This is a genomic window from Sphingomonas sp. M1-B02 (genome assembly GCF_026167525.1).
In the GTDB taxonomy this organism is placed as follows: domain Bacteria; phylum Pseudomonadota; class Alphaproteobacteria; order Sphingomonadales; family Sphingomonadaceae; genus Sphingomonas.
Map to the genome: position 1 here is coordinate 1,763,220 of NZ_CP110679.1, position 22,276 is coordinate 1,785,495.

The 22,276-nt window shown below is 66.1% G+C and carries 19 protein-coding genes; 17 read left to right on the forward strand and 2 right to left on the reverse strand.

The features are described from left to right. Positions 1–76 precede the first annotated feature (76 nt). The 12 genes from OKW87_RS08455 (at position 77) to OKW87_RS08510 (ending at position 17,089) form a co-directional block, all read left to right on the forward strand. The gene (locus tag OKW87_RS08455; protein WP_265543879.1) at positions 77–1,900 is read left to right on the forward strand and encodes a hypothetical protein; all 1,824 of its coding nucleotides are present in this window, start codon (positions 77–79) and stop codon (positions 1,898–1,900) included. A 110-nt stretch (positions 1,901–2,010) separates the two neighbouring features. Next, the gene (locus OKW87_RS08460; RefSeq protein WP_265543881.1) at positions 2,011–2,352 is read left to right on the forward strand and encodes a hypothetical protein; all 342 of its coding nucleotides are present in this window, start codon (positions 2,011–2,013) and stop codon (positions 2,350–2,352) included. A 115-nt stretch (positions 2,353–2,467) separates the two neighbouring features. After that, positions 2,468–3,802: a serine/threonine protein kinase gene (locus OKW87_RS08465; RefSeq protein ID WP_265543883.1), complete on the forward strand. Its 1,335-nt coding sequence runs from the start codon at positions 2,468–2,470 to the stop codon at positions 3,800–3,802. After that, positions 3,799–4,623 carry a PP2C family serine/threonine-protein phosphatase gene (locus tag OKW87_RS08470; protein WP_265543884.1) on the forward strand — a complete coding sequence of 275 codons (825 nt, stop codon included), beginning with the start codon at positions 3,799–3,801 and terminating at the stop codon, positions 4,621–4,623. Before OKW87_RS08465 ends, OKW87_RS08470 begins: the two co-directional genes overlap by 4 nt. A gap of 2 nt (positions 4,624–4,625) precedes the next feature. Next, entirely contained in the window at positions 4,626–6,068 is a 1,443-nt protein-coding gene (locus OKW87_RS08475) for a PrsW family intramembrane metalloprotease (RefSeq protein ID WP_265543887.1), read from the forward strand. After that, a complete protein-coding gene (locus OKW87_RS08480; protein WP_265543889.1) occupies positions 6,068–6,778 on the forward strand; it encodes a vWA domain-containing protein in 711 nt (236 codons plus the stop codon). The genes OKW87_RS08475 and OKW87_RS08480 overlap by 1 nt, the downstream gene beginning before the upstream one ends. Before the next feature lie 13 nt (positions 6,779–6,791). Further along, complete coding sequence (locus tag OKW87_RS08485; protein ID WP_265543891.1) at positions 6,792–8,006, forward strand: hypothetical protein; 1,215 nt, start codon at positions 6,792–6,794, stop codon at positions 8,004–8,006. Between the two features lie 3 nt (positions 8,007–8,009). Then, a complete protein-coding gene (locus OKW87_RS08490) occupies positions 8,010–9,134 on the forward strand; it encodes a rhodanese-like domain-containing protein (protein ID WP_265543893.1) in 1,125 nt (374 codons plus the stop codon). Between the two features lie 261 nt (positions 9,135–9,395). Continuing rightward, positions 9,396–13,946 (forward strand): autotransporter domain-containing protein, encoded by a 4,551-nt coding sequence (locus tag OKW87_RS08495; protein WP_265543894.1) that lies wholly within the window; start codon positions 9,396–9,398, stop codon positions 13,944–13,946. Between the two features lie 352 nt (positions 13,947–14,298). Beyond that, positions 14,299–14,721: a hypothetical protein gene (locus OKW87_RS08500; RefSeq protein WP_265543895.1), complete on the forward strand. Its 423-nt coding sequence runs from the start codon at positions 14,299–14,301 to the stop codon at positions 14,719–14,721. A gap of 194 nt (positions 14,722–14,915) precedes the next feature. After that, complete coding sequence (locus tag OKW87_RS08505) at positions 14,916–15,188, forward strand: helix-turn-helix domain-containing protein (protein WP_265543897.1); 273 nt, start codon at positions 14,916–14,918, stop codon at positions 15,186–15,188. Then, positions 15,185–17,089, forward strand: coding sequence for a DEAD/DEAH box helicase family protein (locus OKW87_RS08510; protein ID WP_265543900.1), 1,905 nt, complete (start codon positions 15,185–15,187; stop codon positions 17,087–17,089). Before OKW87_RS08505 ends, OKW87_RS08510 begins: the two co-directional genes overlap by 4 nt. Before the next feature lie 68 nt (positions 17,090–17,157). Here the strand turns inward: OKW87_RS08510 and OKW87_RS08515 are convergent, their stop codons facing one another. Both OKW87_RS08515 and OKW87_RS08520 read right to left on the reverse strand, forming a co-directional pair. Then, complete coding sequence (locus OKW87_RS08515) at positions 17,158–17,346, reverse strand: DUF5818 domain-containing protein (RefSeq protein WP_265543902.1); 189 nt, start codon at positions 17,344–17,346, stop codon at positions 17,158–17,160. A 33-nt stretch (positions 17,347–17,379) separates the two neighbouring features. Next, positions 17,380–17,874, reverse strand: coding sequence for a hypothetical protein (locus OKW87_RS08520; protein ID WP_443025092.1), 495 nt, complete (start codon positions 17,872–17,874; stop codon positions 17,380–17,382). Positions 17,875–17,927: 53 nt separating this feature from the next. On the opposite strand from OKW87_RS08520, the gene OKW87_RS08525 reads away from it, so the two are divergent. The 5 genes from OKW87_RS08525 (at position 17,928) to OKW87_RS08545 (ending at position 22,276) form a co-directional block, all read left to right on the forward strand. Beyond that, positions 17,928–18,761 carry a hypothetical protein gene (locus tag OKW87_RS08525; RefSeq protein ID WP_265543904.1) on the forward strand — a complete coding sequence of 278 codons (834 nt, stop codon included), beginning with the start codon at positions 17,928–17,930 and terminating at the stop codon, positions 18,759–18,761. Between the two features lie 440 nt (positions 18,762–19,201). Further along, positions 19,202–20,596 carry a hypothetical protein gene (locus OKW87_RS08530; RefSeq protein ID WP_265543906.1) on the forward strand — a complete coding sequence of 465 codons (1,395 nt, stop codon included), beginning with the start codon at positions 19,202–19,204 and terminating at the stop codon, positions 20,594–20,596. A gap of 199 nt (positions 20,597–20,795) precedes the next feature. After that, the gene (locus tag OKW87_RS08535; RefSeq protein ID WP_265543907.1) at positions 20,796–21,434 is read left to right on the forward strand and encodes a GntR family transcriptional regulator; all 639 of its coding nucleotides are present in this window, start codon (positions 20,796–20,798) and stop codon (positions 21,432–21,434) included. Between the two features lie 69 nt (positions 21,435–21,503). Next, on the forward strand, positions 21,504–21,626 hold the full coding sequence (locus OKW87_RS08540; protein WP_265543908.1) for a hypothetical protein: 123 nt from the start codon (positions 21,504–21,506) through the stop codon (positions 21,624–21,626). After that, positions 21,623–22,276 carry a lasso peptide biosynthesis B2 protein gene (locus tag OKW87_RS08545; RefSeq protein WP_265543909.1) on the forward strand — a complete coding sequence of 218 codons (654 nt, stop codon included), beginning with the start codon at positions 21,623–21,625 and terminating at the stop codon, positions 22,274–22,276. Before OKW87_RS08540 ends, OKW87_RS08545 begins: the two co-directional genes overlap by 4 nt.

The following is a 22,276-nucleotide window of genomic DNA, read 5'->3' on the forward strand; positions in this document are numbered from 1 at the left end:
TGAGGGCCCCGCCCGCACCGCCTGACCCTTTATGCCGCTGCAATCCGCTTGTCCCTTCGAAGGGGGAATTGATATCGTGGCTGGATCAAAGACGCCTCAACCTCCGCGCCCGGCGGAGCGTGCCCGGGGACGCTGGCTCGCGGACTTCGGCGCGCTTTCCGCTGCCGAGGTACAATTGGTCGATGCTTGCACAAAGGGCGATTGGTGCCGGTTGGGCGGACAACGACCCATTCAGGCCACGCCCGAATGCGTCGTCCGCGCGGCGCTGATCCGCTTCTTGGCGCTGGGAGGCGACTCGCTGCACCCGGTTCACGAGGCCGGCGTGCAGCTCCAAGGCAGCTGGATCAGCGGAGGGCTGAGGCTCTCCGCCTGCGACGTCGCACTGCGACTAAGCTTGCTCGACTGCATGCTCGACGAGGCGCTGCATGGATTCGATGCGCGGTTGCGGTCGCTCAACCTCTCCGGGAGCCGCTGCGCCAGCTTGCGCGTCGATCGCGCCGAGATTGCCGGGGGACTTACGCTGAACCGGGGCTTTGTCGTCGACTCGCCCTTGTCGCTGGTCGGTGCACGGATCGGCGGTGATCTGGATTGCAGGGGGGCATGCTTTGTCGGTGCGGAGAGTCTTGCCTTCGATGCGAGCTACAGCGCGGTCGCGGGGCAGATATTGCTTTGCGACAGCTTCACAGCGGGAGGGCAGATGCGGCTGATTGGCGCGCAGGTGGGTGGTGATCTGGTCCTGTCGGGCGGTCGCTTCACGCAGCAGGGCGTCGCATTCGCCGCCGACGGCATCCAAGTGGAAGGTAATATCCTGCTAGGCGCCGGCGCGCACGTCATCGGCGAGTTTCGCATTCCGGGCGCGCGTATCGGCGGGCATCTGGCATTTCAGGAAGCGCGGCTCGAGAATGGCGATGGCAATGCCATCCATGCCGAGAATGCGGCCATCGGCCAGGCGCTCATCCTGCGCGATACGGTCATCCAGGGACGCGTGGTGCTCACTGATGCGCAAATCGCGACGCTAGCTGACGATCTCGTCAGCTGGCCCGTAGGGCAGATCGCGCTCGACGGGCTCCGGTATCAGCGGATTAGCAGCCCGGTGATGAGCGCGGAGGCCCGCATCGCCTGGCTGGAGAGCCAGGTTCCAGACGATGTTGGCCGGACGTTTCGTCCGCAACCGTGGGAACAGTTGATCCGTGTGCTGCGCGAGATGGGTCATGCCCGCGAAGCGACGGTGGTCGCGATAGCCAAGCAGCGGGCGATGCGGCGCGCCGGCCGGATCGGCAATCGCCTGCCGCCAGCCCTATTCGACCCCCTTTGGCACAAGGCTGACGCCGTACTCGCGATCCGACGTGGCGTTGCGCAAGCGTCGACTGCAGCGGGCAATTTCTGGGCAAGACTGATTCACGGCGCTTATGGCCTGTTTGCCGGATACGGGCATCGCCCGGAGCGGATCGGCATGTGGATCGTCATGGTCTGGCTAGTGGGGGGACTCTATTTCAGCGCCGCCGGCCGATCCGGGATCATGGCCCCCTCGGAGCCGACAATCATCGTCGCCAATCTCGACGGCGCAAAGCGCGCGACGGCTGCGCGCGGCCCCGGAAGCTGCGGCGTGCGCAACGAAGTGACGCCAGACAATTATTGGGCGCGCTGTCCCGGTCTGCCCAGCGAATATCCGCATTTCGACGGCTGGCTGTTCACCGCCGACCTCGTGCTTCCGGTCGTGGACTTCCGCCAGTTCGCATTCTGGGCGCCAGCGGTGACCTATGCCGATGCTAGCGGCACCGTGCGCCCGCTAGAGGGCGGGATGCTCAGCAAGACGATCGAATGGCTGATCGTTCTGTTCGGTTGGGCGATGAGCCTGTTGTTCGGCGCAATCGTGACGCGCGTGGTGGAAAAGGACTGAGCCATCCCCGCCGCATGATCCGTTTTGCCGGATCTATCCGCAAATGCCTTTGAGAAGCACGAGGGGGACGGCGGATGCCCAAGGTTGGCAGGCGTTTTGGATGCGCCATCGTGCTGGTCACGTTGCTAATTTCGGCTTGCGGCCAGGCGGGCGGCAGCCGGGACCAGGCGGTACGCCGCAGCGGCTACGATCGCCAGGGGCGGCCGGTGCCGCGCTATATTCTCGAGGATCCCCGCTACACGCGCGATCCGCGCTACTGGGACCGCAATGGCGACTTTATCGGCGACGTCGACACACTTGCCGACGATAGCGTCGAACGCTGGTATCGTGATCAGGCGCAAGACGAGATCGAGCATCGCCGCTTCATCGAATATATCCGCGACTGCAAGAATTGCGATCCCAACAATCTTGCCGCCGCTAGGGCGGCCGTCGCGGCGAAGTCAAAAAAATGAGGTGCCGCGTCCGATATTCCGGCCGGATGCTGAACCGTTCTGCGCCTTTGCGCCGCTTGAGCCTGTGGAGGGCCAGGATGGGCAGGGGGCACAGTAGCGACATGAGGCGGGACCGATGACCGGCACGGCGGGGGCGCTCTCGCCCGGGCAGCGGCTCGTCACGGCAAATGGCCGTAGCGGCGTAGTCAATCATCGCCTCGGCGCCGGCGGCCAGGGCGAGGTTTATCATGTCACGCTCGAGGGCCTCCCGCTCGCACTCAAATGGTACCACGCGCATTATATCGAGATCGACCGCGGGCTGCGCGGGCGGCTGGAAAGCGCCGTCCGGCGCGGTGCACCCAATGCTTCCTTCCTATGGCCAATCGACATGGTCGATATCGCCGGGAGCCCCTCGTTCGGCTATCTGATGCCGTTGCGTGGCGATCAGTATCGCAGCATCCGCGATCTCATCGCGCCGCCGCCCAACCGCCTGGACCTGACCCTGGCCCAGCGCGCGCATATCTGCCTGCAGCTCGCGGACAGCTTCCTCGAACTCCACGCCGCTGGCTTTTGCTACCAGGACATCAATTTTGGCAACATCTTCATAGATGCGCCGACGGCATCGGTGCTGATCTGCGATAATGACAATGTGAACATCGACGGTGCCGATGCCAGCATCTATGGCACGCGCAAGTTCATGGCGCCCGAAGTCGTGCGGCGCGAGACCCTGCCCAACAGCCGCACCGACCTCTTCTCGATGTCGGTGCTGTTCTTTTACACAATGCTTGGCTGGCATCCGCTGGATGGCCGCCGCGAACATGCCATTCGGCTGATGAATGCCGACGCCGAACTGCGGCTGTACGGCACCGATCCGCTGTTCCTATTCGATCCGAACGACACAGATAACGGTCCGGTCGCCGGTTATCACGATCCGCTTGTCGCGCGCTGGCAGGGGCTGCCGCCGCAGCTTCGCGGCTTGTTCATCCGCGCCTTTGGCGAAGGCCTGCGCGATCCTGCCGCGCGCGCGCTGGAAACCGAATGGCGCGCCCCGCTCGCAGCGGTAGAGGATACCGCCTTGGCATGCGCAGGATGCGGCTTCGAGCATCTCGTCGAGAGCAGCGCCTGCGCGCCTGCGCGATGCTGTCTGTGCGGCGCGGCGATCGTCTGGCCGCCGGCGTTGCGGATCGGCAGCCGCACCGTGCTGCTCGATGAGGGCCGCACCGTCATCCTTGCCAGCCGGCGCACCGCGGCACGCACGCCCGACGGGCGGGTTGAGGCCCATCCCAGCCGGCCAGGCCTGTTCGGGCTGCGCAACCTCACCGCATTTGCTTGGTCTGCGGTCATGGCCGATGGGGCGCGCCGCGATGTCGAGCCCGGCCAGGCCGTCCGCATTCTTGCCGGCACCCGCATCGCGTTTGGAACGGTGTCGGGCGAGATCGTCGCCTGCCAGCTGATGGATGCGGCCGCATGAGCCGCTGGATCATCGGCGGCGCCTCCGCGCGGGGCAGCGCGCATATTCGCACGGGCAAGCCCAACCAGGACGCGGTTTCCTGGGGTCAAAGTCCGGACGGCACGCGTCTGGTCGGCGCCGTTTCGGATGGGCATGGCGCCGCGGCGCACTTCCGCTCGGAAATAGGGTCGGAGATCGCCGTGCGCTGCGCGGTAAGCCTGCTTCTCCACCATCTCGACGACCGGTGGATCGACGATAGCGACAGCGCCATCGCCGAGGAAATATTGGCACTCTGGCGTCAAGACGTGTCGGCGCACCTTGCGGCCAATCCCTATGACGAGGCCGAGGCATTGATGCCCCAGCCGACGCCGCTCTCGCCATATGGCGCCACGCTCGCCGCCTTCGCCGCCAGCCATGCCATGATCTTCACGTTGCACATTGGCGATGGCGATTTGCTGCTCGGCTATGCCGACGGTCGGCTGGAACGGCCGCTGCGCCCCGACGCCGGTTTGCGCGGCGAAGAGACCTATTCGCTGTGCCTGCCCGATGCCGTCGAGCGGTTTCGCGTCGCGGCACGGTGGCGGCAAAGCGGGGAGGCGCTGCCCGACTTCCTGTTTGCGGCAAGCGACGGCGTTTCCAAGTCGTTCCGCGACGACGCCAGCTTCGTCGCCGCCATCGCCGCGATGCGCGTGCGCGCGGAACGGGACTGGGACGCGCTGATGGCGGCGCTGCCCGACTGGCTGGCGGAGATTTCGGCGGGCGGCAGCGGCGACGATTGCACCGTCTGCATTGCCATCTCGGCGGAGGTCCACGCGCCCGCCGATTCTGACAGGGGAAACTGACCATGGCGAAAAAGTCGAAGAAATCCCACGACATGCTCGTTCCGCGCGATCACGCGGAGGCCAGTTTCACGGAGATGGTCCCCTTCCGATCGAGCAAGATCGATCTGAAGAAAAGCCCGCTGATGATCTTCGCGCTGCTCACTGCGATCGTCGCGCCGATGCTCTACATTACCATGGGGCTGGACGGGCAGACGACCGACATCGCCACCAAGCGCTCGCTATTCGCCTGGCAGGTCAATCTGAGCGTCTTCTATATCCTGGCCAGTATCATGGTCGCGATCTACCTTTACGCGCGTCCGCGCCGACCGATCTGGGTCTATAGTATCGCCTTCGTCGCGACCGTGTTCATCACTGCGAGCCCGATCTTCGGGATCCTTGCCATTCCGTTTCGGAACACGATCCCCGGCATCATGGAAATGGGCCTGACCGCGCCCACCTTCCCGGCGCGCTTCTTCGGCATGCTGATGATCGCCGGGCTTACCGAGGAGTGGACCAAAGCGGTTCCTACGCTGATCGCGTTCTGGCTCACCCTGCAAGTGATGCAGGGCAAGACCAAGGACAAGGGCTTCGTGTCGCAGTTCCGCCTGCGCGGACCGCTCGACGGGGTATTGATGGGCATGTTCTCCGGCGCGGGCTTCATCATGGCAGAGACCGCCTTCGAATATGTGCCGCGCACCCTGGAGCAGACCATCCAGCAGACGGGCAGCTGGGATGCCGGCGTCGCCCAGGCGCTCACGCTAATGGTCCCACGCGTCGTCCAGAGCTTCGCGGGGCATATCGGTTGGCAGGCATTGGTCGGATATGGGATCGGCCTTGCGGTCATCCGCCCCAAATCGAAGTGGAAGCTGATTTTCGGGGCCTGGGCCGTCGCCTCCGTCGCCCACGCGCTGTGGAACTCCGCCGGAATGATTCACGAATATGCCTATTATCTGGTCGCGATCGCGACCGTGATCATGGCCATTGGCTGCCTGCTCAAAGCGCGTCAGATCGATTTGCTTGAAGGCGGCGAGGCCACGCCGGATACGTTCGGATCGATCATCGTCGAGCCGGCAAAGGAACGATCCGCGCCCACCGCGGCGCCCCTCCCGCCCGCGCCACGGGCGTCCGCCGCGCCGCCGGTCCTTGTGCCACTCGCATCTGCCGCCACCGGCGCGATCGCGCTCGATATCGATGGTCTGCAGATTCCGCTGCGCGCCAATGGGGTGATCGACCTGTCCGCCGAACCCGCGCTCGGCGGGCGGGGCGTCGGCGTGACCGGCATGGTCGTGCCGCATCCCACCCGCGCCGACGTGCTGGGCCTGCGCAACACCGGCAGCGTCGGCTGGACCGCACGGCTGCGCGACGGGAGCCAGCAGCAGATCGACCGCGACCAGAATATCCGCCTTGCGCCGGGGGTCAGCATCGCTTTTGGCGACGGGCTGTTCGGCGCGGTGGTGGCGCTCTGATGGGCGGCGGCGCATCCGTGGACTGGAGCGACCAGATGGGGATGATGGGCGTCGAGCGTCGCCAGCTCCAGGTGATCCTGGCGCTCGATTGCTCGGGCTCGATGCGCGGCGATCGCATCGCTTCGCTCAACTACGCCCTGCGCACTGCGCTCCCCGAACTGCGCGGTGTGGCCGAGGATAATCCAGAGGTCGATGTCCGCGTGCGGGTGCTGCGCTTTGCGACCGGGGCGTCGTGGATATTTCCCGACGCACTCCCGGTCGCCGACCTGCGCTGGACCGACCTGACCGCGGACGGCGAAACCGACATGGGCGCCGCGCTCGTGCTGCTTGCCGAGGCGCTCGGCGGTGCGGGAATGACCGGGAGGCAGCTTCCGCCTGTCGTCGTCATCGCCTCCGACGGTCATCCGACTGACGATTTCGAAGCGGGCCTCGCCGTCTTCTTCGCGTCTGAGCATGCCGACGCCGCCATCCGCATCGCCATCGCGATCGGCACCGACGCCGACCTGGAGGTGCTGGAGCGTTTCATCCGCCACCCCCGCATGAAGCCGCTGCGCGCCAACAATGCGACTGCGCTGGTCGAACATATCAAATGGGCCACCACCGCGCCGGTCAAAGCCGCGTCCTCGCCCACCAACGCCCCCGATCCGCTCGCCCCGCTCGCCCAAAGCCGGGATCAGGCGGAGCCGGACGACAGCCAACTCATCTGGTGAAAGGAAGTCGGACATGTCCGTCGAAGAACGCCTGCAATCGCTTGCCATAAGCTATCGGGACCAGTTTGGACCCGCCGCCCTGACCAACGCCGCGCACCTGGTGCCCCAGCTTTCGAGCAAGGCACCCGATCTTCACGCCGAAATCCGCGCGCTTGCCGCGGCGTTCGCGAGCAATGCCGGTAGCCGCATCGCCGCCGCAGCCAATCCCGATCTTGAAATCCAGGCAATCGCATCGGAGATCGCCGCTGCACAAAAGCTGTCGATCGCATCGGTCCGTCCTGCCGTTGTGGTCGCGCAGCGGCTGGCGGCTGCCGCACCGCTAGCGCCGAACGCCGCCGGCGCCGGGTGGGCAGGCGAGTCGGTGATCGCCGGTGCCAGCCCGCCGGCCAGCTTCGCGCCGCACGTCGCCCCCCAGTTCGCTTATGCCCCACCGCCAGCAGGCCCGCTCGCGGAAGAGCAAGAGGAAGAGGAAGACGAGGAAGAAGAGAAGAAGCCGATCTGGCAAAATAAATGGGCAGTCGGAGGGGTTGCGGCCGCAGTTGCGCTGTTCGCCTACAGCAACATGAACAAGCAGCCCCAGCCGGGCCCGCCCTTCGAACAGGGCGGCCAAGGCGGCGGTCAGGGCGGACAAGGCGGTGGCCAGGGGGGTCAGGGCGGTGGCCAAGGGGGCCAGGGAGGACAAGGTGGCGGCGGCCAGGGGGGCCAAGGGGGCGGTGGTCAAGGAGGCGGGGGCCAAGGCGGCGGCCAGGGTGGCCAAGGCGGAGGAGCCGGCAGTGGCTCGGCCCAGGCGCCGATGCTTGCCCCGCCTTCCTCGGGTCAGTTGCCCATGCTTTACATGCAACAGTCGCAAACTGGTACGCCTGCCATCGGCTTCTCGATACCGACGCAGGTGGGGGCGATTACCGGCGCGCTGCTGCTGCCGGCCGGGGGCTGGGATAACGGTCCTGCCACGGTAGCCTTCGCCAGGGATCCCAACTCCCAACAGATCGACAGCGCCGGCCAGTTGATGCTCACACGCACGCAGGGCAGCGGCGCGCCGACCCGGGCGGGGACGGTGAACTGGCAGCAGGACGGCATCAATCTGGGCGGCATGTGCGTTGCCTTCATGACCGCACAAGGAGGTCAAGGTGGTCAGGGCGGGCTACCGGAGGTGACGCTGAAGGGGTCGAAGATGTGCATTCTCGACGGCGAATGCCAGCGCGTCGTCGGCTGCGGCCAGGTACCCTGATCGGTGAGCGGCTCGATCGCAGTCTTCGATGCGCTCGCGCATGCATTGGCGGAAATCCGCGAGCGGCTCGGGGACCCGCCCTTCGGCGACCGCCGGCGCACCATCGCGCTTCTGGCCGATCGCGTGCCCGATGCGCGGCGGGAAATTCGTGCCGTCGGGACTGCGATCGATGAGGGTGTGCCGCAGGCCTTGCTCGTGGCAGAGCGCCATTTGCTCGGACTCGAGATCGACCGGCTCTCCGATCGACTCGAGTCCACCACGGGCCTGCGTGGCGATATCGCGCGGCCGATCGTGCGTGCCTTATCCTATGGGCTCGGCTTGGGTCCGTTGCCATCCCTCTATGTTGACACCGCCTCCCCGGCGGTTCCGCCGCCGCCGCCCTTTCCCGATCGGTGGGCGGGACTATCGCAGCCGGTGCATGCGCCGCCCGCGCCCGTACATCGAGCCCAGACGCAACGGAAAAAGCCGGCGCCCGGCACCATATTGATCGCCAACAAGCGCTACCCGAAGACCCAGGTCTATCTATGGGGTGGGCTTCTTGCCGTCGGTGCGGCCGGGCTCACGTTGAATGAAATGAGCGCGCCGGAACCCGCCGCACCCATCATTGCCGGGAACACGGGCCCCGGTGGCCAGCAAAACGGAGTGGTCCCGGTTGGCATAGGCGGCGAAGACACGGACTTCGGCGTCCAGCCAAAGCGCGAATTGGAAACCAATGTCGGCGCGCCCACGCCCACCGACATCCCCGTGGGAAAGCGAATCACCACCGCACAGCTGCAGGCATTGCTCGCCCAGGATCAAAAGACGCTGCTGGTCGACGTGCTCGCCCAGCAGCACCCGCAAACCCTCAAGGGCGCCCATTTCGTACCCGGCGGCGGGCTGCCGGGCACGGTGACCGACGCCAACCAGGCCCCGTTCGAGGCCGTCCTGAAGACTCTTAGCGAAGGCAATCCACAACGAGCGCTGGTCTTCTTCTGTGCCGGTGCGCAATGCTGGGAATCCTACAATGCCGTTTTGCGCGCAGGCGCTGCCGGCTACCGCAACGTCCATTGGTATCGTGGGGGGCTGGCTTCCTGGGCTCAGGCAGGGTTGCCGATGGAGCCACTGCCGTCCGAATCCAGGGCCCGCTGAGCAGGCACGGGACGATCCTTCGGCTCGATTTGCAGAACTGAGAATTTCCGTGACCCGTTCTCTCGGGTTTTTCCGCGAGAAGCATGAGGGCGCGATTTGCCTTCGCCAAGCTGGAAGCGGGGGCACGCGATGCGAGACGTTCGGCACAAGGATGCATGCTGGTTTTCCGGTAAGCTCAATCGAATGGGCCTGCAGTCGAAGGCGGGAAGCGTATCGCGTCACATCCGCGGGGTTCGCTCGGCCAAGGGAGCAGGCGCATCGGTGCTGGCGCTCGCAGCGGCGGCGCTCTTCGCGCCCAACGAGGCCAGCGCCCAAGCAACCCCCGGGAGCGTCGAATGCCCGATCGTCGATCGGATCGTCACCTGCTCGGGCAGCTTGCCGAGCGGCGTGAACGTCCCTGCGGGTGGGAACCGCGATGGACTGACGGTCCAGAACATCACCGGCGACATCTCGGTCACTACGCGGCCCGCGATCGCCTTCGTGGCGGGGACGCCGACCAGCTCGATCCGGATCGCCGATGCCGATAGTGCGCTGCGGATAACGACGACGACACCGAATGTGCTTGCTCGCGATCTAAATGCCAGCGCCATCCTGGCTACCGCAACCAATAATACGAGCCTTTCGCTACGATCCGACATCGACCTTTTCGGTCGCTCCATTTGCTCGCTTACCAGCTGCTACGGCCGGCGCGCCCTGATGCCCGTGGGGATCACGGTGCGCGGGTCGGGCGGCACCTTCGCTATCGAAAATCTGGGCGATATCACGCTCGACAACGACGGGGTCGGCCTGTTCACGCAAAGTGCGGCAATCGTGGCGGACATCTTTGGCGCCGACCTGGTCTCGATCCGCAACGCCGGGACGCTGACGTCGAGGAACGGCGGAGGCATCATCGCCACTGCCGACAACCGCAGGATCGAAATCATCAACGACGGCACCATCATCACCACGCTTGAGGAAGGTCAGTCAGACTTCGGGGACGGCGCGGTCGCGCTGCAGTTCGACCCGCGCCAATTCTACTCGGACGGCTTCGATCGGCCGGACGTCCCGCAATTCGTCGATTTCAGCTATCGGATCGTCAACAACGGCAGGATCCAAGCAGGGGGTCTGGCAAATAATGACTACAACCCGGCGATTGGCGTCAATAACCGCTACATGGAGTATCTTGCTAACGGCGACATCGCTGCGGGGTTCGCTGGCCGGCAAAGCGGGGAGATCATCAACAACGGCTCCCTGGCAGCGCTTAGAGGCGTCTTCGTCGATCAGAATGGCGACGTCTCGATTACCAACAATGGCCGTATCGAAGCGCAGTACGGAATCGATGTCACGCAAATCATTGTCGATGGCCGGGGTGAAATTGCGACGACCCGTATCGTCAATACCGCGCTGGGTGCTATCGAGATCGATGCCCTTGGCGAAAGTTCCCGTTTCGGCATCAGCGTCAACGGTGGAATTGTCGATATCGGCAATGCGGGACTGATCGACGTCACCGGACCGAATTCGAGCGGAATCAAGGCCCGCGGCTCATCCTATTCGAACGCCTTTCGCCCAGCGGGGCTATTCACGATCGCGAACAGCGGCCAGATACTCGCATCGGGGACCGGCGCCTTTGCGATCGAAGTCAGTCGCTCGCATCTCGACGAGACCGGGCCTGCGCCCGATCAACGCAATCTGCTCATAAACAGCGGCACGGTCGCCGCGAGCGGCGACGGCGCGGTCGGTCTCTATTTGGACAGCGTCGGATTGGGCGGTCCCGAGAATATCGGCACGTTCGAAGTCGGCCTTTCGGCATCCTCGGTGGTCCGCGGCGGCTCGGGCGATGGTGCCGGGATTCGCTTCATCGGCGGCGAGCGCAACGTGGTGCGCAATGCCGGGGTGATCACCGCGACTTCCGGGACTGCCATTATTGGCGATCTTGCGCGCGAGACGATCGACAATTCGGGCCGTATCGAGGGATCGGTATCGCTTCGCGCAGGCGACGACCGTTTCGAAGCGCGGACCGGTGGCGTGCTTACCGGCGCACTCGACGGCGGCGATGGCACTGACGCGATCGGCTTCGACGTTGCGGGTGGTACCGTCGCGTTCGCCGACCGGATCGGCGGCGCCGTCACTGGGTTTGAGCTTCTCGAGAAGACCGGCGGCGGCACGCTGACGCTGAACGCGGGCGCCGCGACCCGCACCGCGCTCAGCGGTGGGCGCCTGCGCACCAGTGGCGATCTGGGCGCAATGCGCGTCGATGCGGCGGCCGGCACCGTGCTGGAGGCAAGCGGGACGCTGGGCGCTGTCACGATCGCCGACGGCGCGACCTTGTCTGCAGGCGGAGGCGAAGTCGGCACGCTGCGCCTCGCTTCGCTCGCGCTGGGCGCCAATTCGATTGCACGCTTCGACCTCGGCCAGGCAGGAACGGTTGGCGGGGCGACCAACGACCTGATCGAAGTGACCGGCAATTTGGTACTCGACGGGCGACTGGACGTCGCGCCGCGCCCCGGCTTCGGGAACGGCGTGTATCGTCTGTTCAATTATGGCGGCACATTGACCGACAACGGTCTGGTCACAGGCACGGGGTCCACCGCCGATTATCAGGTCCAGACCGCAACCGCCGGCCAGGTCAATCTCGTCGTCGGCAATTTCACCGATATTCTCTTCTGGGACGGTGGCGATAGCATCGCCGACGGACTCGTCGATGGCGGCAACGGCACTTGGACTGCCGCCGGGATCAATTGGACCAACGCCAATGGCGCGCAGAATCGCGCATGGTCCCCCGCGTTCGCCACGTTCCAGGGCGCTGCCGGCACGGTTTCGGTGGAAGGCGCGCAAAGCGTGCGGGGGTTGCAGTTCCTGACCTCGGGCTACCGGCTAACCGCCGGGACCAATGGATCGCTCGGGCTCGATGATGCGGAGAGCGTCATTCGCGTGGGCCCCGGGGCGACTGCCGACGTCGCACTGCCCGTGACCGGCACCGGCGCGCTGGTAAAGCGCGACCCGGGGACGCTGATCCTGAGCGGTAGCAACAGCTACACCGGCGGCACGCAAGTGCGCGAAGGCGTGCTGCAGATCTCGGCGGAGGCAGCACTCGGCACGGGCGGCGTCACGCTAGACGGCGGCACGCTGCGCGCAGGCGCGAGCTTCGCCAGCAACCGCGGCCTCGTGATCGCGGCGGGTGGCGGCACGCTCGATACCCAGGAAAATATGTTGACGGTTTCAGGCGCGCTGGGCGGCGCCGGCACGCTGACCAAGGCCGGCAACGGCATCCTGTCGCTGAGCGGCAACAATAGCGGCTATGCCGGCGCGGCGCGCGTCGCCGCTGGGACACTCAATCTCGCCGGCACGCTCGGTGGCTCGCTCCTGATCGACAGCGGCGCGACTCTGTCGGGCACGGGCACTACCGGCAGCCTGACCGTCAACGGCACCATCGCGCCCGGCAATTCGGCAGGCACGCTGACGGTCAACGGCAATCTCATTTTGGGCGTGGGTTCGAATTATCAGGCGGAGCTTTCGGCCGCAGGCCAAAGCGACCGGATCCTGGTAACCGGCATGGCGCAGCTGAACGGCGGCACGTTGACGCTTTCGACCCTCTCGCCCGAGCTCGAATTCACCGATGGCAGCAGTATCCGCATCCTCGAAGCGACGGGTGGCGTCAGCGGCACGTTCGGTCGGCTGGTCGAAAGCTCTGCGTTTCTCGACTTCGTGCTCGGCTATGCCGCCAATGCAGTCGACGTGCGGGTTAACGTCGTGCGCACGTTCCCGACCGTGGCCCAGACGTTCAACCAGACCAACGCTGCGACTGGCCTGCGCGACTTTGCCCAGGCCGCGGGCAGCGATTCGCTGAGCGTCTACCGCACGCTCTTGCTCCTGGATGAAGCCCCGGCGCGCGCTGCTTTCGACAGCGCCTCCGGCGAGATCTATGGCGTGCTGCGCGCATCGCAGCAGCGGCAGGGACAGGCGGCTGCAAGCCGTTTCGCCACCCGTGCACTCACGCAGGGGGGCGCCGGTTGGTCACTTTGGGGCGGCCTGCTCGGGCTCAACGGCAGTGTCCGAAGCGACGGCAATGGCGCGCGCTTCACGCAGGATCAGTTCGGTGGCGACGTAGGGATCGGCTATGCCGCCACCGACGCACGTTGGACGGTCGGAGTCGGCGGCGGTTGGGGCAAGGGCGACGTGCACTTGCCTGGACGGGCGAGTCGTGCCGCGATCGACGGCTGGCATCTGGGCGCCTATGCCCGCGCCGGCACCGGCGGAGCGGGCTTCACTGCGTCCGCCGCGGTGGTGCATCAGGCGAATGAAGCCCGGGTCAATCGCGGGATCGCGTTGGGCACGCTCAGCCGCACCGCCGGGAGCCGCGTCGATAGCGGCACGATCAGCGCCAATGCTGAGGTGCGCTACGGCTTCGGCAACGACGGCTGGATCCTGGGTCCGACGGCCGGGGTGCTCTACAGCCGTGCCGAGCTCTCCCGATTTGCCGAGACCGGTGCCCAATCATTGGACATATCCGCGGATGATCAGTCGAACGCCTGGACGCGATATGGCGCGGGGATATTCGCCCGCTACGCCGCGGGCGGCAGCTGGCTGGACGCAAGCGTGCGCACACTCCTGAACGGTCGGGGCGACAGCGCGGTTGCGCTGCGGCTGGCCGGGGCCGCGGGCACCACCTATCGCGTTCGCCCCGCGCAGGCCGATCGGTGGGGTGTCGAAGCTAAGCTGGCGGGCGAGACCGGGCTGGGCGGAGGTTGGTCACTGGGAGGACATGCGCAACTCGTCGCATCGGGCCAAGAGCGTGAGATCGCCGGACAGGCCACGATCCGGCTTCGCTTTTAGCCGGAAACGGGGTTCGTGCCTCCTGTCCGCTGTTCTGGAACTCCCCTAAATGCATGTTTGCGCTCGCGCTTCGTCGATTGAGCCTTTCACACAGGCGACACGCATCCCGAAGAGTTGCTTGGACAAAGGTTTACCTACGCTCAGCTATGTTGCCGCTCACCCGCCGTTGTCCGCGCCTGCCCGATACCTGTCTGAAAGCTGACGGGCGGCAGTCGGCCCATTTCCTGCCATCCAAACGCGTCGTGAATGCGGAACCTTCGGAAGGTGCGCTTCAGGTGAAAGAAGCTCGCCACAGCGTACGCCCGGCCCAATGCAATGCACTGCAGTGCAGTGAAGTAACGAAGTGGCGACAATGTCGCAGGCCAAAGGAAATGACTTGGTCCCGGCAGAACAGACCACCGGACCTGATATGCCCGACCAACTCGAAGATGAGACAGCTGCGACGCTAGCGCTTGTGGCCAAAGAATTAGAGGCGCATGGAGCAAGTCGCCTGCAAGGCATGATCGGGGTTGTCCAACACCGACAGCTCACCTTCGCCCTGGTCGCTGAGGGGTCCCCCGACCCGCTGGCCTTCGACCCGCTCAGCGAGATCGTGCTGATCTACCCCTCCGTAAACCCGCGGGCGCCGCTGCGTTTCTCACTGGGGATGCGCGTCACGGGCCGCGTCGATTGGCTGCCGACTGCCGCTTGTGGTGCTCGCGGCAAGACGGCTCTGCCGCCTTCATCCCCACGGATGGAACGCAGCTCCATGTCCGTATCCAGGACGGCCGGCTGAGGGAGCGCGGGCCTGCCATTTTCGGACGCTGGCGAAGCTAAAGCAGGATTTCACAACGCGGACACGGCCGCACCCTTCCCGCGCTGGCGGCGGCGTTCACGACAGGCGCCCAAGCGCGCCTGGGACTGAAGGAGGTAGGAGAAGTCGAACTGGTCGGTGTGCCGGACATGGCACATGAAAAAGGAAGACCAGAAATGAAGATCACCAAGCGCTACGGAGTCGCCAGCACGCGCGAGCACCTGTTGAGCGGAATGCCAATCACCCGCATTGAGGCGCTGCTCCTCTTCGGTGTGCCCGACCTCACCAAGATCGTCTCGGACCTGAAGCGCGAAGGCCACGCTTTCGAGCGCGGCCGCGTGTCCGTCGCAGACGCGCTGCGCCGGCTTTCGCCCCGCGCGCAGGTCGTGCCGCCGTCGGATCTCCCGGTGCGCGAGATCAGCCTCACCGAATATCGCATCGCGCGGTGAGACGCCGCTTCTCGCGGCGCCAGCGCTTTGCGCTGGCGCTCGCGTCGGGCGGCCACTGCGCCGGCTGCGGTGGCCCGATCGGACCGGCCTTCCATGCCGACCATCGGCGTCCGCACGCCCGCGGCGGCCAGACCGTCCTTCTCAATGCGCAGCCCCTCTGCGCCGACTGCAATCTCAAGAAAGGCTCCCACATGCCGCAATTGCGCCCTTGGCAGAATGCCGCACATGACATGGCGATCCGACGCTTCCTCACCTCCGACGATCCGCGCCTCTTCATGGTCAATGCGGCACCCGGGGCCGGCAAGACGCTGCTCAGCTGCGCGATTGCAGCGACCCTCCTCCAGGACGGCGCCATCGACCGCGTCGTCGTGATCGCGCCGCGAAGCGAGGTCGTGAACCAGTGGGCGGCCGACTTCCTCCAGATGACCGGCCGGCCGATGAGTCGTGTGACGGGCCGCGACGAGGACATGCATGCGCTCGGTCTCGACATCTGCGCCACCTGGGCGGCGGTCGCTTCGCGGCAGGACGCCTTCGCGCATCTCTGCACGCAGTCGCGCGTCCTCGTCATCTGCGACGAGCATCATCACGCCGCCGTCGATGCCGCCTGGGGCGAAGGCGCCGACGCGGCCTTCGCCAGAGCCGCGCACGTGCTCATCCTGACGGGCACGCCGCTGCGCTCCGATGGCGGCGAGACCGTCTGGACGGTGCGCGGCGCCGACGGCTCGGCTGCCCTCCCCGCCGACGCAGTCTATACGCTGACCTACGGCGAGGCCGTCGATCTCGGCTACTGCCGGCCGGTCACGTTCCACCGCCACGAAGGCCGCTTCCGAATCGTCCTCGACGATTCGTCAAGCGCCGATGCCGGTGGCACCGCCCTTCCCGATGGCCTGACCGTGAGCAGCCAGGAAGCAGCACCGATCGCCGACGAGCACCCCGCTGCCCAGGCGCTGCGCCGGGCGCTCGACTTCTACCGCTTGGCTTGCTCGCCACACTATAATGCCGACGGCACGCCGTCGCAGGAGAGCTTCCAGGCAAGCATGCTGTCCTGCGCCACGGCAGAGCTCGACCGCATTCGGGAGCGCATGCCGAGGGCCGGTGGCCTCGTCATCGCCCCGACGATCGAAGTTGCCGAATATTTCTCCGACCTGCTGCACGCAATCGAAGGCGAGCGCCCGATGCTCGTCCACTCCAACATGACCGGCGCGGACGGCCGCATCGACGCGTTCCGCCGCTCGACCAAGCGCTGGATCGTATCGGTGGCGATGATCACCGAAGGCGTCGATATCCCGCGGCTACGCGTCCTCGTATATCTTCCCTCGGCGCTGACCGAACTCGCCTTCCGGCAAGCGGTCGGGCGAGTGGTGCGAAGCGCTGGTCCCGACGACGACAGCCGCGCCTATGTCGTGATGCCGGCGTTTCACATCCTCGACGCGTTCGCCCAGCGCGTGGAGGAGGAGATGCCGCCGCGCATCGCACGCGAGGAGCGGCCGCCGACCAAGCGCTGCAAAAACTGTCGGGCGGAGAACCTCCGCTTCGCGGTGGAATGCGAGAAGTGCGGCGAGCCTTTCCCCATGCCCGTGCCGCGTTTTCAAACTTGCGCCAGCTGCGACGAGCTTACGCCGGCTGCGGCCAGCGCATGCCAAGGCTGCGGCACGAAGTTCGAGCAGGCCTATACCGTCACCTTGCGCGAGGCTCTTCGCGACGGCGCGATTTCGCGCGGCGTGCGCCTCCAAGAAGACGAGCTGGCGGGGCTCGACACCAACGCCGAACGCGTTCGGACGGCCGTCCTGCAATCCGGGGACGACGCTCTCATCCGTGTGATGCGTACGGTGCCCGAGGAGTGCCTCGGCCGGCTTCGTCGCATACTTTCGGAGGTCGCGTTTGAAGAAGGCGCAGGATGAGGCGATCGATATCATCGGTGCCATGGCCCTGCCCTATCCGCCGGCCAGGCGTTGCAGCGCTTGTCGGGTTAGGGGCCGGGCGTTCCACGTTCGGCCAATACAGGCCTGTCGACCGCCACGAGGTTGAAGCCATCGCGCGTGCCGACGATCGACACTCTTCGCCCAGCCAGCTTCCACGCCCACCTTCCGGCCTCGACGCGCCAGACACCGCCATCGTCCATACGGAGCACAAGCTGCCGGCCCTCCTCGAGCAGCATGCCTTCCAGCTCGAGGCGGCCACCAAGCGGCACTCAGCGGCACACCGCATCACCACCATAGGCGCGCCAGCGAAGCGCTGTGCCCGAGCGCACCATCGCGCACGACAGGTCGCCGGTCCTAGGGCCCGAGCAGGAGGCATCGGTTCGCCCTCCCTTGGCGGACCCGTAGGAAATGCAGGACAGGATTCGGCTTCGCACACGGACATGGCCGGTGCGAAGTGCCCCTTTTGCACCGCCGAGCAACGCGACCAGTTTGTCGCGGGCCACAACGCCCGAGACGTTCGGACATGGATGCCCGCGACTGCAGCCACCATCGACGATCTGGCCGGCGACCCGTTTGACCTCGCGCGCGGCAATGCCGTGCAGCCGGATCTTGGGGCCTTCGGCGCACAAGATCGGACCGTCGCCGTCCCAGACTGCGGTTGGCGTGCAGGTGAAGGATGTGCCGGCCGCGACCAGCCAGACAAGCGGTGACAGGAAGATCATGCTCAGTGCGGCGCCGCCCCCGCCCGCTCGCTGCCGAAGCACCGTGCTCGCCACTGGGGCTTGACGCCGCCGACCTCCTTTTGCCTTCTGTCGAAATGACGACGTCACCATCGCCAGGCATCGATGCCGCCGCATATTCGGGCACGATGCGCCCAATCGAGCCGCTCCTGCGCGGCATGGATCTGGACACGCTTCAGCGCGAGCTCGAGGCGCACGCGACACGTCCGCCGCCTCGTCCCGTCGCCGCAGCCATGGTCGAGTTCTGGAGCGATTGCGCGGCCTACCTCCATATGTCCTTCATCCATGCCGACCTGGAGCCGCAGCCACCCGTCCGGGGCCGACGGGAGGCGCTCACTTTGCTCCAAACTCTCGAGCGACATCTGCTCTCTTCGGCTGCTATCGTCGCACGCTTCCGCACGACTGCGGTGCACGCGCGAATGACTGCGGAAATCGACCAGATGGAGTTCCACGACGCTGCCACCAGACTCGAACGCGCCATAGCAGCCGCCCACCTGCCGGAGGACCTCGCCCGCGAGGCGGTGCGGCATTCTGTGCCGCTGCGCGACTATCCTCTGGGCAGCACGACGGTCCTTGGAGACTACCGCCCCGGCGCACTGGTTGCCGGTGCGGAAGCCGCAGCCTCGCTCGCCCTGGACATCGAGAAGGGCGAACTGTTCCACAAGGACCGATCGGCGGGGCAGCGGTCCGACTGGCTGACGGCGAGGCTGATCTCCTCGGCGGCAGTCCTTTTTGAGGAAGTCACCGGACGCAAGCCGACTGCCCATATTTCTGAAGGCCGGGACCCGGATCCTTCCCGGTTCCTCGCGTTTCTGCATTCGCTATGGCGAGAGTTCGCCCGCACCGTCCACGCTCCGTGCCTTCCACCGCCGCCCAAAGTGCGCTTCGTGCAGAAGGCTTTGAAGAAATAGGCAACGGAGTGCGAGTTTTGCCCAGCAGCCACGACTAGCGGGCTATGCGTCTGCAGGTAGCCCTGCCCCAGATCGTCCTGAAGTCGCGACGAAGTAGGGAAAGGTAAGCGGGCCTCGAAGTCGATACACGCATCTTATCCGAGTTCATTCGGAAGGATGTAGCAAGTGCGCGACGGCAACGACGACAAGGACCAACCAGCGAGCCTAGGCTCGACGGACGCCCCGAGCATGTCGGGCGAAGCATTCATCGGGCTAGCGGACGATCTCGCACGAGGTGCCGCGGTTCTGGCCAGGCCCTTCAGCGAGACCGTCGACCGCATCGAGCTCTCGGCGAGCACAGGAAGGCCACTGGTGCTTTCCGCCCATCACGCGCTCGCTTTGCTTCACAGCGACATCTTTCTCGAACTCACCAAGCGCAAGATCAAGGAGTCGCGGGCTTCATGGAACACTCAGGCATACGTCCGAGCGGACGATTTCAATTCGGGGAGTATCACCTCTGGTACCGGCGCGACCGGGATGACTGGGCCATCTGCTGGTACGCCGACGGCAAGACTCACCGTGTCCAGACCGGTATCGGTGGAGGCGATGCGGATAATCCGCCTCAGCAGGCGATCGAAGCGCTGACCGACCATCACAGGCGGCACGCCTCGCCAAACAAGGGCGGGCCTGCGGCGCCCGAGGTCCTGTTGATCGGGCCGGTCCTCGACCGCTGGCTCCTCGAGCATGTCTCGGGGCTGGCTGCCCCCCAGCGCTACGCCTGGTCGGTCGTGGCGTGGCAGCGCTTCTTCGACGACCGCGAAAAGAAGGGCGACCTGCGCGCCCGCACCGTGAGCATCCTCGACGACGATCTCCTCGAGGACTTCCTCGCATTTCGCCAGGCCGAAGGCGTCTGCGCGCCCACGATCGAACGGGACTTCGGCGCGGTCCGCTCCGCCTTGAACTGGGCCGTCACCAAGCACCTGCTGACGTTCGCGCCCCGGATCCCCAAGGTCGAGGGGCACAAGGTTAAGCGGCAGATCGAATTCTCGGTGCCGCAGCTGGCCGCGATCTTCGAGTCGGCGGCCAGCATGCCCGACGGAGAGCACCTCTTCCTCTTCATCCTCCTCATGGTCTTCGAGCACGCCCGGGGGGAGGCTGTGCTGGAGCTCTACTCGGCACAGATCAAAGGCGACCGGATCCACTTCAACGCCGAAGAGAGGCCCCAGACGAGGAAGCACCGCGCCATCGTCCCCATAGTGCCCAGCGTGGCTCCCTGGCTTCAAGGCATCGAGGGCAAGGTCGTCATGTACCGGCGGTCGCGCACCCAGGCGGAGATCCAGGCGGGCAAGGGCACGTTCGAGGAGCGCCAGACCCATCGGCTCCAGCGCTCCTGGCGGACCTGCCTCCTGCGGGCGCATGCCGCGCATCCCGAGCTCGACCTGGCCCGGCAGGCGACCACGGGCACGGGCGAGCTGCTCTGGCTGCGGCCGCGCAACGCCCGCAACCTGAAGGACCGCGAATGGCGGCCCAAGATGGAAATCATGGGTCCGCCCAATGCGTTGCGTCACACCAGCCACACCTGGCTCGAGCGCACGGGCGTACCCCGCGCGCAGATCGAGACGGCGGCCGGACACGAGGCGGGGGGCGATGGTTCGGGATCGATCTATACGCACGTGAGGCCCGACTATCTCTCGGATTTCGTGGCGGGGATGGAAAAGCTGTTCGACGAACTCGATGCCTATACGAGCGCCCACCGGCACCCGAGCGATCCGAAGCACGCGCGCAACCGCACGGTCATCGGAGCTGCGCGGCGCTGGGTATCGCGCGCGTTGGGCGCAGTCGGCAGGCGCCCGTGAGCGGCCGACTCGCCCGCCGCGACGTTCGCCCGGCGTTGCGGAGCCCCGCGGTGGATCCCGCGGGGGATGCGCAGCGGCGCCGGGGCATTGTCCAGGCGGGCCTGCGGGCTGCGCGTGAAGGAAACGGCCGGCGTCTATCGAGGCACGGTGCCGGCTGCCCTTTGCTTGCGGCGTCGGCGACGCATGCTTCCATCTGCGGATGACGGAATTGACATCGAAGCACCCTGATGGCGCACGCGAGCACGCCCGATCCTTTATCGAACGGCGCCTCATCGAGGGCTATTGGAGCTTCGGTACGCCGATCCCGGCCGTTACCCTGGCCGATGAAATCGGCATGAGCCCCAGCCCGGTTCGCGAGGCGCTCGCGACGCTGCACGGCGAAGGCGCAATCGAGGTTCGGCACCGCGACGGCTATTCAGTTCCCCGCCTGATGCCGCACGAACTCGCGGACGAATATCATGTGCTCGGCATCCTGGCCGAAGGGGTCGCACCCCATGTCGTTGCACCTCCCCTTACCGAGGCCGGAGTCCGGGCCGAGCCGCATGCCCGCGCCCGGCGCCTGGTGATGGCAATAGCGACAGCAGCCGGGTCCAATGTGGCGGCAGCGATATTCGAACGCTCGGCGCTTCGCCTGGTCGGCTATCAGCGCCTCGAGCCCGAGCTGTTCAGCGATTGGGAAGGGGAGCTGGCTCTTCTCGAGGCACTGCTTGCCGGCGGCGAGAAGGCGCCGCTGCGCGCCGCTCTGCGTCGTTACTATGCCCGGCGCATCAAGGCGGCGGGGATGTTGTCCAGGCTCGCCGAACAGATTGCGAAAAGAGAGCGGAAAGCATTCGAGTAGATTGCGCGATCGGCCTTTGATGCATGTTGCCGCAGTCCCGCGGCACAATGTACCAAGGAGTATTTTGCCATGAACCATACGAACAAGCCGCAGCCGATCGCGCTCGGCAGCGCTCGCCGGCTCACCCGGACCGTCTTCGCCGGCGACCGGACCGAGCTCGAGACCCCGATCATGTTTCGCGAGAAGGCGTGAACGACCAGGCGGAGGTGGCATTGCCGCCTCCGCCGATTCGAGCGCCCGCCATGCTTCCCCGCTTCCGCATCGCTATCCTGGACGCGTTCCATATTGTCCTCGACATGCAGGACGATCGCTATCTGGCGGTTGCCCGCGACGCGGGCGCCTGCGGCTTGGCGGACGAAGGGGCGCTGCTTGCCGAAACCTTAGCGGCTTCTAGCGCCGATATCGGATTTGCGGCGTCGCTTCACCCGCGCTTCCAGATGCCCAGGCGCGATCTCGGCGTCGACCTCGGCGAGCACCCTGCCCTGGTTGACTGGGCGGCGCTGCTCGCCGCGCTGCCGCTCAGCCTTTTCCAGCTTCGTATCGCCCCGCCCTCCGCCTGGTTCAGGGGCGATGCGAGCGCTCCCTTGCGCCCAATCGGCGAGCTCGTCGCAGCGGCGCGACGTTTCCGTTCGATGCGGCCCTATGTGCCGGGCGTTCGGCGTTGCCTGCCGCGCTCGCTGCTGCTCCTCTCCTATCTGCGGGTCCTGGGGCTTGATGCGCGCCTCGTCATTGGCGTTCGGCTCTTCCCCTTCGACGCCCATAGCTGGGTGCAGGCCGGCGACGTCGTCCTCACCGACGACTTGGAACAGCTCTCGGGCTACGCGCCCATCGTAGTGGGCTGA

Excerpts from the sequence above, each read along its gene's own strand:
- OKW87_RS08465 (WP_265543883.1), top strand. The coding sequence starts at position 2,468 with ATGACCGGCACGGCGGGGGCGCTCTCGCCCGGGCAGCGGCTCGTCACG.
- OKW87_RS08470 (WP_265543884.1), top strand. The coding sequence starts at position 3,799 with ATGAGCCGCTGGATCATCGGCGGCGCCTCCGCGCGGGGCAGCGCGCAT.
- OKW87_RS08475 (WP_265543887.1), top strand. The coding sequence starts at position 4,626 with ATGGCGAAAAAGTCGAAGAAATCCCACGACATGCTCGTTCCGCGCGAT.
- OKW87_RS08480 (WP_265543889.1), top strand. The coding sequence starts at position 6,068 with ATGGGCGGCGGCGCATCCGTGGACTGGAGCGACCAGATGGGGATGATG.
- OKW87_RS08485 (WP_265543891.1), top strand. The coding sequence starts at position 6,792 with ATGTCCGTCGAAGAACGCCTGCAATCGCTTGCCATAAGCTATCGGGAC.
- OKW87_RS08500 (WP_265543895.1), top strand. The coding sequence starts at position 14,299 with ATGTCGCAGGCCAAAGGAAATGACTTGGTCCCGGCAGAACAGACCACC.
- OKW87_RS08505 (WP_265543897.1), top strand. The coding sequence starts at position 14,916 with ATGAAGATCACCAAGCGCTACGGAGTCGCCAGCACGCGCGAGCACCTG.
- OKW87_RS08515 (WP_265543902.1), bottom strand. The coding sequence starts at position 17,346 with ATGCTGCTCGAGGAGGGCCGGCAGCTTGTGCTCCGTATGGACGATGGC.
- OKW87_RS08525 (WP_265543904.1), top strand. The coding sequence starts at position 17,928 with ATGACGACGTCACCATCGCCAGGCATCGATGCCGCCGCATATTCGGGC.
- OKW87_RS08530 (WP_265543906.1), top strand. The coding sequence starts at position 19,202 with ATGGAACACTCAGGCATACGTCCGAGCGGACGATTTCAATTCGGGGAG.
- OKW87_RS08535 (WP_265543907.1), top strand. The coding sequence starts at position 20,796 with ATGACGGAATTGACATCGAAGCACCCTGATGGCGCACGCGAGCACGCC.
- OKW87_RS08540 (WP_265543908.1), top strand. The coding sequence starts at position 21,504 with ATGAACCATACGAACAAGCCGCAGCCGATCGCGCTCGGCAGCGCTCGC.